This is a genomic window from Streptomyces sp. Y309, from assembly GCF_056712025.1.
This window is the reverse complement of sequence record NZ_CM160048.1, coordinates 4,418,785-4,432,325: the sequence shown is the minus strand read 5'-3', so window position 1 is coordinate 4,432,325 and position 13,541 is coordinate 4,418,785. Positions and strand designations below refer to the sequence as shown.

Genomic DNA, 13,541 nt, shown 5'->3' with positions numbered 1-13,541 from the left:
GCGAGGGCCGCTACCCGAACATCGTCGTGGAGAAAGTGAGTTGTGGCTTCCGTGCCACCAGCGCCTCGGACTGCGACCCGCTCACCCCGGGATACACCTCCACCCGGTCCGCCCCCGGCCCCTCGGCCACCCGGACCACGAGGTCCGCCCGCTCGTCCCCGTCGAAGTCGGCCACCTTCAGGACCTGGACGGTCCGGTCACCACGCCCCGCGGGCACCACCGTCGCCGTCGCGTTCGCCGCGAGGCCGGACGCGCGGCCGCGGTACACCCACACCTCGCCCGGCCCACCCCCGCCCACGACCAGCTCGCTCCTGCCGTCGCCGTCGAAGTCGCCCGCGTCCACGGTCGCGTTCCGTACGTCGATCGTGGCGCGCGCGGTGCCCGGCACGTCGTACCGCAGGGCGATGCCGCCCGGGGCCGCGAGCGCCGCGTCCGTGCCCTTGCCGCGGCCGAAGGCGCCGAACGCCACGTCGGTGTTCGCGGGGAAGAGGACGCCGGTGCGGTTGGGGCCCTTGGGGCCGCCGAGGACCAGGCTGCCCTTCGAGGCGCGTCCCTCCTCGCGGACCACCAGGTCGTCGTAGCCGTCGCGGTCGACGTCCACCGCCGGGGCGCCGGTGACCAGGTCGTTGCCGGGCGCGGTGAGCGGCTTGCCCGCGGCGCGCGGGGCGGCCGATGGGGTCTCCCCTGCTCGAGCGGAGCCGAGAGCTTGGGGATGGGTGAACGGTCCGCGCAGGTACGTGAGATGGGCGCCGCTCGCGTGCAGGACCAGGTCGTGCTTGCCGTCGCCGTCGAAGTCGCCGCACACCGGCTGGTCCGCCCAGTCGTTGCCGAGCCGGGCCCGCGCGGGCACCTGGAGCTTGACGGCCTTGCCGGTCAGGCCGGCCGGGGAGCCGAAGAGGATCTGGAGCGGGACCGGGGGGCGGCCCTGCCCGTCGTAGGGCGGGTCCGTCGACACCAGGAGGTCCGTGAAGCCGTCCTCGTCCAGGTCGCAGGCCGCCTCCGACTCGAAGGCGGCGGGCAACTCACCCTTCGTACGAGCGCCGTTGGCGTGTGCGCTGAGGAGCTGCCGGGCGCCGGGGACGAGGCCGCCATTGCCCTTGCCGGAGCCGCTGCCCGAGCCTCGGCTCCCGGAGCCTCCGCTTCCGTAAACCACGCCTATGCCCGCGTCGTCGCCCTGGCCGCGGTGCGCGAGCGCGTCCAGGACCAGGTCCCGGGCGCCGTCGCCGTTGAAGTCGTCGGGCACCTTGCTGCCCTTGCCGCGCGGGACGGGTTGCTGGGGCGTGCTCTTGCCCGAAATACCCGCCATGCCGGTGTCCTTGGGGCGCGCGCGGGACTCGCCGTCGCCGCCACCGCAGCCCGTGAGGACCAGGGCGCTGCCCACGACGGCGGCCAGCAGACGTATCCCGGAACTCCTCATGCCCCACCCACCCCTACGTCATCGCGTGACTTCATGCTCACGACAGCACCACAGGTTTTACACGAACGACGAGGGGCCGGTCCCGCCCCCAGGCGAAACCGGCCCCTCGTACCGCGACTGCGTACCTACTTCACCGGCTCGGGCTCCGGCGCGTCCGCCGACTCCTCGTCGCCCGCCGGGTCCACCGGCGTCTTCACCGAGTCGAGGAGCAACTGCGCCACGTCCACGACCTGGAGCGACTCCTTCGCCGCGCCGTCGTTCTTCTTGCCGTTCACGGAGTCCGTGAGCATCACGAGGCAGAACGGGCAGGCCGTCGACACGATGTCCGGGTTGAGGGACAGCGCCTCGTCCACGCGCTCCGTGTTGATGCGCTTGCCGATCCGCTCCTCCATCCACATCCGCGCGCCGCCGGCGCCGCAGCAGAAGCCGCGCTCCTTGTGGCGGTGCATCTCCTGCTGGCGCAGGCCCGGGACCTTGTCCATGATCTCGCGCGGGGGCGTGTAGATCTTGTTGTGGCGGCCCAGGTAGCACGGGTCGTGGTACGTGATCAGGCCCTCGACCGGCGTGACCGGGACGAGCTTGCCCTCGTCGACGAGGTGCTGGAGCAGCTGGGTGTGGTGGATGACTTCGTAGTCGCCGCCGAGCTGCGGGTACTCGTTGCCGAGGGTGTTGAGGCAGTGCGGGCAGGTCGCGACGATCTTCTTCGACGACTTCGGCTTCTTCGTCGCCTCGTCTTCGTCGTCTTCCCCGAACGCCATGTTCAGGGACGCGACGTTCTCCGCTCCGAGCTGCTGGAACAGCGGCTCGTTGCCGAGGCGGCGGGCCGAGTCACCGGTGCACTTCTCGTCGCCGCCCATGATCGCGAACTTGACGCCCGCCATGTGCAGGAGCTCCGCGAAGGCCTTGGTGGTCTTCTTCGCGCGGTCCTCCAGGGCGCCCGCGCAGCCGACCCAGTAGAGGTACTCGACCTCGGTGAGGTCCTCGATGTCCTTGCCGACCACCGGCACCTCGAAGTCGACTTCCTTCGTCCACTCCAGGCGCTGCTTCTTGGCCAGGCCCCAGGGATTGCCCTTCTTCTCCAGGTTCTTGAGCATCGTGCCCGCCTCGGACGGGAACGCGGACTCGATCATCACCTGGTAGCGGCGCATGTCGACGATGTGGTCGATGTGCTCGATGTCCACCGGGCACTGCTCGACGCAGGCGCCGCAGGTGGTGCAGGACCACAGGACGTCGGGGTCGATGACGCCGCCCGCGGCGAAGCCGCTATCGGATACAGCTTCGACGGTGCCGATGAGGGGGCGCTCGGCCTCGGCGAGGGCGGCGGCCGGGACGTTCGCGAGGGCCTCGGCCGAAGCCTGCTCCTCGCCCTCCATGGTCTTGCCGCCACCGGCCAGCAGGTACGGCGCCTTGGCGTGCGCGTTGTCGCGCAGCGACATGATCAGGAGCTTGGGCGAGAGGGGCTTGCCGGTGTTCCAGGCGGGGCACTGCGACTGGCAGCGGCCGCACTCCGTACACGTCGAGAAGTCGAGCAGGCCCTTCCAGGAGAACTGCTCGACCTGGCTGACGCCGAAGACGGTGTCCTCGTCCGGGTCCTCCCAGTCGATCTCCTTGCCGCCCGAGGTCATGGGCAGCAGGGCGCCGAGCGCGGTGTCGCCGTCGGCCTTCCGCTTGAACCAGATGTTGGGGAAGGCCAGGAAGCGGTGCCAGGCGACGCCCATGTCGGTCTTCAGCGCGACCGTGATCATCCAGATGAAGGAGGTCGCGATCTTCAGGCCCGCAAAGAAGTACGTCAGGTTCTGCAGGGTGGAGACGTCCATGCCCTCGAACCACGAGACCACCGGGTACGAGATGAAGAACGAGGCCTCGTAGCCGTCCACATGGTGCTGGGCGCCCTCCAGGGCGTGCAGCGTGAAGATGCAGACGCCGACGATGAGGATGACGCCCTCGACGAAGTACGCCTGACCGGTGTTGGAGCCCGCGAAGCGGGACTTGCGGCCGGGGCGGTCGGGCCTGCTCAGCTGCCGTACGACGATCAGGGTCAGGATGCCGAGCACGGTCATGGTGCCGAGGAACTCGACGAACACGTTGTACGGCGCCCAGTCACCGATGAGCGGCAGCATCCAGTCGGCCTTGAAGAGCTGGCCGATGGCGTTGACGATCGTGAGGAGCAACGAGAAGAAGCCCACCGCGACGAACCAGTGCGCCACTCCGACGATGCCCCACCGGTTCATCCGGGTGTGGCCGAGGAACTCCTTGGCCACGGTGAGGGTGCGCTGGGCGGGTGCGTCGGTTCGGGTGCCGGCGGGCACGGGCTGGCCGAGCCGCATGAACTGGTAGATCTGCACGATGGCACGGCCGAACAGCGCGACGCCGACCGCGATTAGGACCAGCGACACGATGATCGCGGCGAGTTGCATGGGGGCTCCCCGGGCCTGCGAAGCGAACTATTACTAAGCGGTAACTTATGCAGTCCGTCTGAGACTACCCACTTACTTCGCCGCACTGTAGCCAGCAAGGCGGTGATCTGTGTCGCTCAGGTTGCCCTTGCCCTGGCGCGCCCTCGATCGCGCTTCGCGCTCGTCCTCAAACTCCCCCAAGCTCTTAAGGAGCAGGGGGGACCCCTCGACGGGCTCGGATTGGGTTGCGCGTAAGGGCTGGATAAGAGTTGAGTCGGCCAGACTCAGCTCTGTTGACTCAAGGGGACCGCTGATGCATCCTTGAGCCAGTTCCACTCAAGAAGGTATCTGGAGGAATTGAAATGGCACGTGCGGTCGGCATCGACCTGGGCACGACTAACTCCGTCGTCAGCGTTCTGGAGGGCGGCGAGCCCACCGTCATCACCAACGCCGAGGGTGCCAGGACCACGCCGTCCGTCGTCGCCTTCGCGAAGAACGGTGAAGTGCTGGTCGGCGAGGTTGCGAAGCGCCAGGCGGTCACCAACGTCGACAGGACCATCCGCTCCGTCAAGCGCCACATGGGCACTGACTGGAAGGTGGACATCGACGACAAGAACTTCAACCCGCAGCAGATCAGCGCCTTCATCCTGCAGAAGCTGAAGCGCGACGCCGAGTCCTACCTGGGCGAGAAGGTCACGGACGCGGTCATCACCGTGCCTGCGTACTTCAATGACTCCGAGCGCCAGGCCACCAAGGAGGCCGGCGAGATCGCGGGCCTGAACGTCCTGCGTATTGTCAACGAGCCGACCGCCGCCGCCCTGGCCTACGGCCTGGACAAGGACGACCAGACCATTCTGGTCTTCGACCTCGGTGGCGGCACCTTCGACGTCTCGCTGCTCGAGATCGGCGACGGCGTCGTCGAGGTGAAGGCCACCAACGGCGACAACCACCTCGGTGGTGACGACTGGGACCAGCGCGTCGTCGACTACCTGGTCAAGCAGTTCAACAACGGCCACGGCGTGGACCTCTCCAAGGACAAGATGGCGCTCCAGCGCCTGCGCGAGGCCGCCGAGAAGGCGAAGATCGAGCTGTCGTCCTCGACCGAGACGACGATCAACCTTCCCTACATCACCGCCTCCGCCGAGGGCCCGCTGCACCTGGACGAGAAGCTCACCCGCGCCCAGTTCCAGCAGCTCACGTCCGACCTCCTGGAGCGCTGCAAGACGCCGTTCCACAACGTCATCAAGGACGCGGGCATCCAGCTCTCCGAGATCGACCACGTCGTTCTCGTCGGCGGCTCCACCCGCATGCCCGCCGTCGCCGAGCTCGTCAAGGAGCTGACCGGCGGCAACGAGGCCAACAAGGGTGTGAACCCGGACGAGGTCGTCGCCATCGGCGCCGCCCTGCAGGCCGGTGTCCTCAAGGGTGAGGTCAAGGACGTCCTGCTCCTCGACGTGACCCCGCTGTCGCTTGGCATCGAGACCAAGGGCGGCATCATGACGAAGCTCATCGAGCGGAACACGACGATCCCGACCAAGCGGTCCGAGATCTTCACCACCGCCGAGGACAACCAGCCCTCCGTGCAGATCCAGGTCTACCAGGGCGAGCGCGAGATCGCGGCGTACAACAAGAAGCTCGGGATGTTCGAGCTCACCGGTCTGCCCCCGGCGCCGCGCGGCGTCCCGCAGATCGAGGTCTCCTTCGACATCGACGCCAACGGCATCATGCACGTGACCGCGAAGGACCTCGGCACGGGCAAGGAGCAGAAGATGACCGTCACCGGCGGCTCCTCGCTGCCGAAGGACGAGGTCAACCGGATGCGCGAAGAGGCCGAGAAGTACGCGGACGAGGACCACGCCCGCCGCGAGGCCGCCGAGAGCCGCAACCAGGGCGAGCAGCTCGTCTACCAGACGGAGAAGTTCCTCAAGGACAACGAGGACAAGGTCCCGGCCGACGTCAAGACCGAGGTCGAGACCGCCGTCGGCGAGCTGAAGGAGAAGCTCAAGGGCGAGGACACGGCCGAGATCCGCACCGCCACGGAGAAGGTCGCGGCCGTCTCCCAGAAGCTGGGCCAGGCGATGTACGCCGACGCCCAGGCCGGAGCGGCCGCCGCCGGTGCCGAGGGCGCCGCCCCGGGCGCCGAGGCGCCGAACATGTCCAAGGAAGACGACGTCGTGGACGCCGAGATCGTCGACGACGAGAAGCCCGGTGACGCGAAGGGCGGCGCTGCCTGATGACGGAGGAGACCCCGGGCTTCGGCGAGAACGCCGAGCAGCCCGACGTCCCCTCCGGCGGCGCCACTCCTGACGACAAGGCGCCGCAGGCCGAAGGGCCCTCCACCGAGGAGGGCCCGGCGGCCCCGGCCGGGGACGCGAACCAGGCCGTCGGCCTGACGGCCCAGCTGGACCAGGTCCGCACCGCGCTCAACGAGCGCACCGCGGATCTCCAGCGGCTGCAGGCCGAGTATCAGAACTACCGCCGGCGGGTCGAGCGGGACAAGGTGACGGTCAAGGAGATCGCCGCGGCGAACCTCCTGACCGAACTGCTCCCGACGCTCGACGACGTCGGCCGGGCGAGGGAACACGGCGAGCTGGTCGGCGGCTTCAAGTCGGTCGCCGAGGCGCTGGAGACCGTCGTCGCCAAGATGGGTCTGCAGCAGTTCGGCAAGGAGGGCGAGCCCTTCGACCCGACGATCCACGAAGCGCTGATGCACAGCTACGCCCCGGACGTCACGGAGACGACGTGCGTCGCGATTCTCCAGCCGGGGTATCGCATCGGCGAGCGGGTCGTGCGCCCCGCGCGCGTGGCCGTCGCCGAGCCGCAGCCCGGCGCGCAGACGGTGAAGTCCGAGGCGCCCGAGGGCGACGAGGCCGCGCCGGACGCGGAGAGCAAGACCGACGGCGCCGACGGTGCCCAGGACAAGGAGAGCGGTGGCCCGGACGAGGGCTGACGCCGAGACGGACGGCGGCTTCGGCGCCGAGGGCGACCTCGGCGCCGGGGCCCGCCGGATGACAGGGAAGGAGGGACGTCGGGGATGAGCACCAAGGACTTCATCGAGAAGGACTACTACAAGGTCCTCGGCGTCCCCAAGGACGCCACCGAAGCCGAGATCAAGAAGGCGTACCGGAAGCTCGCCCGCGAGAACCACCCGGACGCCAACAAGGGCAACGTGAAGGCCGAGGAGCGCTTCAAGGAGATCTCCGAGGCCAACGACATCCTCGGCGACCCGAAGAAGCGCAAGGAGTACGACGAGGCCCGCGCGCTCTTCGGCAACGGCGGTTTCAGGCCGGGCCCGGGAGGCACCGGCGGCGGCTCGTTCAACTTCGACCTGGGCGACCTCTTCGGAGGCGGCCCCCAGGGCGGCGGAGCGGGCGCCGGCGGCTTCGGGGGCGGTCTCGGTGACGTCTTCGGGGGCTTGTTCAACCGCGGCGGCGCGACCGCGGGCACGCGTACGCAACCGCGCCGCGGCCAGGACATCGAGTCCGAGGTCACGCTGAGCTTCACGGAGGCGGTGGACGGCGCGACGGTTCCGCTGCGCATGTCCTCCCAGGCGCCGTGCAAGGCGTGCTCGGGCACGGGCGACAAGAACGGCACCCCGCGCGTCTGCCCGACGTGCGTGGGCACCGGACAGGTCTCGCGCGGCGGCGGTGGCGGCTTCTCGCTCACCGACCCGTGCGTGGACTGCAAGGGCCGCGGCCTCATCGCGCAGGACCCCTGCGAGGTGTGCAAGGGCTCCGGCCGCGCCAAGTCGTCCCGCACGATGCAGGTGCGCATTCCGGCGGGCGTCTCCGACGGCCAGCGGATCCGCCTGCGTGGCAAGGGCGGCCCCGGCGAACGCGGCGGCCCGGCGGGCGATCTGTACGTGGTCGTGCACGTGGACGCCCACCCGGTCTTCGGCCGCAAGGGCGACAACCTGACGGTGACGGTGCCGGTGACGTACGCGGAAGCGGCGCTCGGCGGCGAGGTCAAGGTGCCCACCCTGGGCGGCCCGTCCGTCACCCTGAAGCTGCCCCCCGGCACGCCCAACGGCCGCACCATGCGCGCCCGCGGCAAGGGCGCGGTCCGCAAGGACGGCAGCCGGGGCGATCTGCTCGTGACAGTGGAGGTCGCCGTGCCGGCCACGCTGTCGCCCGCCGCGCAGGAAGCACTTGAGGCGTACCGAAAGGCGACTGCGGACACCGATCCGCGGGCAGAACTGTTCAAGGCCGCGAAGGGAGCGTGACCTCATGGAGCGGGACGGCCGCCGACGCAACCCGTATCAACTGACGGACGAGACCCCGGTGTACGTCATTTCGGTGGCGGCCCAGCTCTCCGGCCTGCATCCGCAGACCCTGAGGCAGTACGACCGCCTGGGCCTGGTCTCGCCCGACCGCACCGCCGGCCGGGGCCGGCGGTATTCCGCCCGCGACATCGAACTGCTGCGCACGGTCCAGCAGTTGTCGCAGGAGGAAGGCATCAACCTCGCGGGCATCAAACGCATCATCGAGCTGGAGAACCAGGTCGCGGCGCTGCAGGCGCGCGTGGCCGAGCTCTCGGCGGCCGTCGAGGGCGCGGCGGCGGCGATGCAGCAGCGGGAGGCCGCGGTGCACGCGTCCTACCGCCGCGATCTCGTGCCGTACCAGGACGTGCAGCAGGCCAGCGCGCTCGTGGTGTGGCGGCCCAAGAGGTCGCAGGATCCATAGCCCGCTTGTGGGCGTCTTACGGGGGCCGGGTGGATTTCCGCTGCTGCGGGAACCGACCCGGCCCTTTCGCGCGTTGCGCGGGGCGACTCTAGGCTGACCGCTGAGTCGACCACTCCGTTTCGTCGTTCACCTTCATCTTTCATCCGGGGGAAGCAGGTTCTCATGGCCATGGTGGGGCTGTTCTGGATCGCCGAGGGCGATGTGTACGTGGGCTCGAAGCCCTCCGGTCTGGCCCCCGGGGTGCGGCTGACCCCCGAGGGCGTCGCGGGGCTCGGGCACAAGCAGGACGGCCTGTGGCTGTGGGACGACGTGTGCGCCCTGACCGTCGAGGACGTCCCCGTGAAGTCCCTGCGGCGGCAGGTCGGCATGGTGGTCGACATGGCGCTCACGGTGGGCCTCGGCGGCGGCGACGACGCCCCGTCGATGACGGTGTGCGTGGAGACCGCCGACGAGGAGGTCGAGCTGACGGCGTACGTCGCCACGGCGTACGGCTACTCGCAGCGGGAGTACAACCTGTCCCGCGCGCTCCTGACCCGCCTCACCGAGGGCGCCGCCACGATGATGACCACGCTGGCGGCGATGGCCGAGTGGGGCCGCTCGCACGAGGGCGGCAGCCCGCGCCGGGACGAGCGGGAGCGGCTGCTGCGGGAGTGGGCGGACGAGAACGCGCCGCGGGCCTGAGCCGCCGGGGCCGCCCGCGGTTCCGGGGCGCTCACTCCCCCCGCGGACGTGAACGCCCCGGCCGGCCACGGGGCGTAGCCGAACCGGGGCGACCCTTAGGGAAGCGCGACTCTGCGGGGGGAGACCACGACAGAGCCACCTGGCGGCCGGGAGCGGTCCGGTTCCAGTACCGAAGTGGGACTGGCCGTTCCCCGCCGCCGTCACCACGATGCAACGCTCCGCCCACTCTCCGCTACCGTCATCTTGTTGCGGTGCAACGGGCGGAGGTGGGGGCAAGTGGCTCCAATTCCGGACGTTCGTGATTCAGCGGGTTTGCCCGGGGCCCAGGATTCCCGAGCGGCCGATGAGGAAGCCGAGTTGGGTGCGGCTGGTGCTGCCCAGGGTGGTGGCGAGCTTGGCGATGTGGACGCGTACGGTCCGTACGTTCATGCCGAGCCGGTCGGCGATGTCGGCGTCCGTGAGGCCCTCGACGAGAAGCCCCGCGATGGTCCGCTGCCGAGCGGTGACGCCGTTCTCGGCGGGCTGCGGGGCGGCCGGGTGCGGGAACATCGGCGTGGCGAGCTGCCAGAGCCGGTCGAAGAGGGCGGCGAGATAGCCGACGAGGGCCGGGGCGCGGATCTCCAGGGCCTCGGCGAAGTCCCGGTCGGCCGGCACGAAGGCGACCGTACGGTCGAACACCACGAGCTGCTCGGTGACTTCGCTCAGCGTGCGCGCCTCCACGTCCCCCTCCAGCCGCTCGAAGTGCGCGATCACGGGCGGGGCGTGCCGGGTGGTGTGCTGGTACAGCGTGCGCACCCGGCACCCGCGGGACAGGAGCGCCTGCTCGCGGGGCGGCGCGGACCCGAGATCGGAGATGAGGCGGAAGCCGCCGGGCTGGATGGTCAGGACCTCGCGGGTGCAGCGGGAGACGGCCTCGTCCATGGCGGCGTTGATGCGGGGGAGGCCCTTGAGAGAGGTGAGGGCCGAGGGCGGGGAGGCAGCCGCGGTGTTCGCGAGGCCGCCGGGGAGGCCGAGGGGCAGCAGCGGCTCGAACGCCGCCGCAAGGTCCGCCTCGCGCTGCCGCTCGTGGGCGACCTCCTCCTCGATCCCGCGCAACAGCCGCAGCAGCGCGTTCGCGGGCTCGCTCGGCAGCAGCCACTGCATGTCGTCGACGTCCGGGTGCAGCAGCCCGAAGTCGACGAGGCACGGCACGGATTCGGCCTCCCGGCTGTGTACGCGGCCCTCGCGCAGGGCGCGTACGTAGAGGGCGGAGCCGGGGGCGCAGGGCTCGTCGGCCCGGTGCGGTCTGTGCGGTCCGCTGTCGCTGGACATGGTGATGCTTCCTCCCCGTTGTGGACCTGCTGAACTGCTGAAGCCGCCCACACCCCCCAGGCCCTGAGGGTGTGACCGCGCAACCGCGCAACCTCTCGACCCGCGCGCGCTCAGTGCTGCCGGTCGAGCAATCCGGACCGGCCGATGAGGAAGCCGAGTTGGGTGCGGCTGCCGCTGCCGAGCACGGCGGCGAGTTTCGCGATGTGCACGCGGACGGTGCGTACGTTCATGCCGAGGCGCCCCGCGATCTCCGTGTCCGTGAGGCCTTCGGTGAGCAGGCGTGCGACGGCCCGCTGGACCGGGCCGACCGCCTGGTCCGGAGGGCGCGGGGTGTCGTCGCGGTGCACCGGGCTCGCAAGCCGCCAGAGGATGTCGAAGGCCGTGGCGACATAGGTGATCAGCGCGGGAGAGCGCAGTTCGAAGGCGATCCGGCCGTCCTCGGACGCGGGGATGAACGCCACGTCCCGGTCGAAGACGAGCAGGCAGGGCGGGAGTTCGTCGAGTGTGCGCACCTCGCGGACGACGCCGGTCCCGGCCGGGGGCGCGAGGGCGGGCAGCGTGTCGCGCGTCGTGCCCGGGCGGGAGAGCGTACGCAGCTGCCCGCCGCGGGCCGCGAACTCGGCCATGCGCCACGGCTCGTCGTACGGCAGCAGCCGGTCCTGGCCGGGATGGGCAGGCTGGATACCGAGGACCTCGTGCGAGGCGTCCGCCAGGGCCTGCCGCACGGCCTGCCTGAGGCGGGGCACGCCCTTGAGCACGGTGACGTGCGCGGCCGCCGCGCCGGCCGCCGTTCCCGCGCCGAGCCGCAGGAACGGTTCGAAGGCGGTGGCCAGTCGGGAGGCGCGGCCGCGGTGGCGCGCGATGCTCTCCTCGATGTCGTCGAGGAGCCGCGGGAGGGCGATCAGGGGGATGGCGGGACGCAGCGCCGACGTGTCGTCGGGGTCGGCGTGCAGGAGCCCGGCGTCGACGAGGCAGGACGCCCGCTCGGCCGCGGCGCGCGGCACCCGGCCCTCGGCCAGCGCACGCGCATAGGCCGCGCGGCCCGCTTCGCAGAGCACCGTGTGGTCGTGGTCCTCGTGCTCCCGCACCGCTCCGTCCTGCACGATGCTCCCTCGGTCCCCCTATCCGGCTTCTGGTGTTGCTGATGTTGCTTCTGAGGCGTTCGCGCGTGCGCCGGTCATTCGCACGCGCGACGGTGTTGTGCGTGGGGGGCCATTGTTGCCAGCGGCCTCCGCGTATTCAATGGCGGATCTATTTCTAGGAATCCTGGCCCAATAATTCGGAACGCGGCGGGGCATCGGCCTCCCGCCGCACGTGGGGGCCGGCGGCCGACGCGTACGGACCCGTCGGCGCGGGGGTCGCACGCAGGCTCACCGGACACGCGCGAAGACCTCGCGCGGACCTCGGGAAGACAGACGGGGCACAGTCCGCCCATAGCTCCCCAAAACGACTGCAACTCAGCCATCGGGAAGAATCCCGCGGCGAGAGAATCGGCCCCGCCAGATCAATTCGAGCCGATCTCCCTTCCCGCTGCCGGGAGTTGACCATACGGCATGGGTGACCTGCCGTGTTGGTGCGCGAGTCGGCTGCTCGGAATCCCTGGCCGACTTGCGGGCGGGCTCCGTTGGTCGGTGCGGCGCTGGGGTTTATGGTGCAGAGGCTGCGCTCGGGGGACTTCGCGGCCGCAGGTGCGGGGAAGGGGGGTGAGGGGTGGTCGAGGACGGACTGCGCGCAATACTCAGAAGGCTGCGGGCCAGAATCCGGCCCGAGGAAGTGGGGTTGAATCCGAAACCGTCGGGGCGGCCCGGACCACGGGTTATCGGGCTCTCGCAGCCCGATATGGACATTCTCACCAACCGGGCTGTCGGTACGTACCACCGATTCGAGTCCGGGAAGATATCGCCGCGCGACGACTATCTGCGCCGGGTGGGCCAGGTGCTCCGAATGAGCGAGGAAGAGTTCACGCACGTGTACTTGCTGACCCTGGGTCGGCGCCCGCCCCATCCGCTGTCGCCCGACGGCGGGACCGTCCTCGCCTGTGCCGGGGCCTGGCAGCGCGCGGTGTCCGGGCAGCGCGAGATGGCGTACGTCATCAACGTCCAGTGGGATCTGGTCGCGTACAACGAGCAGTTCGCCGAGCTGTTCGCCGGCGGAGTGCCGCCCGAGAACCCGCTGCGCTGGATCGCGCTGTCCGACGAGGCCCGCGAGCACACGCTCATGGACTGGGAGACGCGGTGGGCGCCGCCCGTGCTCAGCCAGCTCAGGTACGCCCGCATCCAGTACCCCGGCAACCGCGCGCTCGCGCGGCTGCACCAGGATGTTCTCGAGGACCGTCGCGCGGGGCCCATCTACCGGCGCAGCGCGGAGCTGAATCCCCATTCGGCGGACGACGTACGGCCGTTGCGGCACCCTACGAAGGGGCCCGGAACGGTCACCGTGCTGGCGTCGGAGCCGGAGCGTTCGCCGGGGGCGCGGCATGTGGTCCTGCTCTTCGACCCGCAGGGTGGTGCCGCGCGGGTGGTGCAGTGAGTGGACGATGAGGTGAGAGCCGTATGGACGCAGCCCGGGTGAAGACTCCCGCCGCGAGGGCGCACGCCGCGCAGGCCCCCGCTGCGCAGGCCCCCGCCGCGCGGGAGCCCGCTGTGAGAGGCCCGGCCCCCGCCGCCGCCCCGGACGCCGCGCCGCCGCCGTCGGCCGCGGGCCTCGCGCCCGCCTGTTACGCCCCCCTCATGCACGCCATCGCCGCCGACCTCCACGGCCGCGGGTACCCCGTGACCTGGGTCGTCGACCGCCAGATGCTGGCGGGGGACTTCCCGCTCCAGGTCGTCGCCAAGGTCTCCGTCGTCCGCGTCCTGAACATAGCCCTCGACGACCGGCCGTCCCCCCGCACGCCCTCCTGGCAGGTCAGCATGGGGCGCCCCTCGTCCGTACGGTGGGAACAGTCCGCCGTCCTCGACCTCGGCGCGGGCGGGCTCGACGCGGAGTGCGTGGCCCGGGAGGCGCTGCGGGCCCTTGGGCTGCCGCTGCAGCGGGCCGTCCACCACTGACGTGGTG

At 70.6% G+C, this 13,541-nt stretch carries 11 protein-coding genes; 7 read left to right on the top strand and 4 right to left on the bottom strand.

The window, feature by feature from the left end; all coding sequences use genetic code 11:
* Positions 1-10: 10 nt before the first annotated feature.
* Entirely contained in the window at positions 11-1,417 is a 1,407-nt protein-coding gene (locus tag AC0KTA_RS17660) for an FG-GAP repeat domain-containing protein (RefSeq protein ID WP_481056074.1), read from the bottom strand.
* A gap of 125 nt (positions 1,418-1,542) precedes the next feature.
* On the bottom strand, positions 1,543-3,834 hold the full coding sequence (locus AC0KTA_RS17655; RefSeq protein WP_481056073.1) for a (Fe-S)-binding protein: 2,292 nt from the start codon (positions 3,832-3,834) through the stop codon (positions 1,543-1,545).
* Positions 3,835-4,175: 341 nt separating this feature from the next.
* Here AC0KTA_RS17655 and dnaK point away from each other — a divergent pair, with 341 nt between their 5' ends.
* The 5 genes from dnaK (at position 4,176) to AC0KTA_RS17630 (ending at position 9,176) form a co-directional block, all read left to right on the top strand.
* On the top strand, positions 4,176-6,047 hold the full coding sequence (gene dnaK, locus AC0KTA_RS17650; protein WP_481056072.1) for a molecular chaperone DnaK: 1,872 nt from the start codon (positions 4,176-4,178) through the stop codon (positions 6,045-6,047).
* Positions 6,047-6,763, top strand: coding sequence for a nucleotide exchange factor GrpE (gene grpE, locus AC0KTA_RS17645; protein WP_481056071.1), 717 nt, complete (start codon positions 6,047-6,049; stop codon positions 6,761-6,763). Before dnaK ends, grpE begins: the two co-directional genes overlap by 1 nt.
* Before the next feature lie 84 nt (positions 6,764-6,847).
* Positions 6,848-8,035 carry a molecular chaperone DnaJ gene (gene dnaJ, locus AC0KTA_RS17640; protein ID WP_481056070.1) on the top strand — a complete coding sequence of 396 codons (1,188 nt, stop codon included), beginning with the start codon at positions 6,848-6,850 and terminating at the stop codon, positions 8,033-8,035.
* Between the two features lie 4 nt (positions 8,036-8,039).
* Complete coding sequence (locus tag AC0KTA_RS17635; protein ID WP_481056069.1) at positions 8,040-8,495, top strand: heat shock protein transcriptional repressor HspR; 456 nt, start codon at positions 8,040-8,042, stop codon at positions 8,493-8,495.
* A gap of 162 nt (positions 8,496-8,657) precedes the next feature.
* A complete protein-coding gene (locus AC0KTA_RS17630; RefSeq protein WP_481056068.1) occupies positions 8,658-9,176 on the top strand; it encodes a hypothetical protein in 519 nt (172 codons plus the stop codon).
* Between the two features lie 303 nt (positions 9,177-9,479).
* Here AC0KTA_RS17630 and AC0KTA_RS17625 read toward each other — a convergent pair whose 3' ends face one another.
* Together AC0KTA_RS17625 and AC0KTA_RS17620 are read right to left on the bottom strand one after the other, a co-directional pair.
* A complete protein-coding gene (locus tag AC0KTA_RS17625; protein WP_481056067.1) occupies positions 9,480-10,487 on the bottom strand; it encodes a helix-turn-helix transcriptional regulator in 1,008 nt (335 codons plus the stop codon).
* A gap of 110 nt (positions 10,488-10,597) precedes the next feature.
* Positions 10,598-11,590, bottom strand: coding sequence for a helix-turn-helix transcriptional regulator (locus AC0KTA_RS17620; protein ID WP_481056066.1), 993 nt, complete (start codon positions 11,588-11,590; stop codon positions 10,598-10,600).
* 736 nt (positions 11,591-12,326) lie between these two features.
* Here AC0KTA_RS17620 and AC0KTA_RS17615 point away from each other — a divergent pair.
* Complete coding sequence (locus AC0KTA_RS17615; protein WP_481056065.1) at positions 12,327-13,016, top strand: MmyB family transcriptional regulator; 690 nt, start codon at positions 12,327-12,329, stop codon at positions 13,014-13,016.
* 23 nt (positions 13,017-13,039) lie between these two features.
* Entirely contained in the window at positions 13,040-13,534 is a 495-nt protein-coding gene (locus tag AC0KTA_RS17610; protein ID WP_481056064.1) for a hypothetical protein, read from the top strand.
* The last annotated feature ends 7 nt before the right edge of the window (positions 13,535-13,541 follow it).

What these genes read in the sequence shown, in the direction of transcription:
- AC0KTA_RS17625 (WP_481056067.1), bottom strand. Translation starts at nt 10,487, where the DNA reads ATGTCCAGCGACAGCGGACCGCACAGACCGCACCGGGCCGACGAGCCC.
- AC0KTA_RS17655 (WP_481056073.1), bottom strand. Translation starts at nt 3,834, where the DNA reads ATGCAACTCGCCGCGATCATCGTGTCGCTGGTCCTAATCGCGGTCGGC.
- grpE (WP_481056071.1), top strand. Translation starts at nt 6,047, where the DNA reads ATGACGGAGGAGACCCCGGGCTTCGGCGAGAACGCCGAGCAGCCCGAC.
- dnaK (WP_481056072.1), top strand. Translation starts at nt 4,176, where the DNA reads ATGGCACGTGCGGTCGGCATCGACCTGGGCACGACTAACTCCGTCGTC.
- dnaJ (WP_481056070.1), top strand. Translation starts at nt 6,848, where the DNA reads ATGAGCACCAAGGACTTCATCGAGAAGGACTACTACAAGGTCCTCGGC.
- AC0KTA_RS17660 (WP_481056074.1), bottom strand. Translation starts at nt 1,417, where the DNA reads ATGAGGAGTTCCGGGATACGTCTGCTGGCCGCCGTCGTGGGCAGCGCC.
- AC0KTA_RS17615 (WP_481056065.1), top strand. Translation starts at nt 12,327, where the DNA reads ATGGACATTCTCACCAACCGGGCTGTCGGTACGTACCACCGATTCGAG.
- AC0KTA_RS17610 (WP_481056064.1), top strand. Translation starts at nt 13,040, where the DNA reads ATGGACGCAGCCCGGGTGAAGACTCCCGCCGCGAGGGCGCACGCCGCG.
- AC0KTA_RS17630 (WP_481056068.1), top strand. Translation starts at nt 8,658, where the DNA reads ATGGCCATGGTGGGGCTGTTCTGGATCGCCGAGGGCGATGTGTACGTG.
- AC0KTA_RS17635 (WP_481056069.1), top strand. Translation starts at nt 8,040, where the DNA reads ATGGAGCGGGACGGCCGCCGACGCAACCCGTATCAACTGACGGACGAG.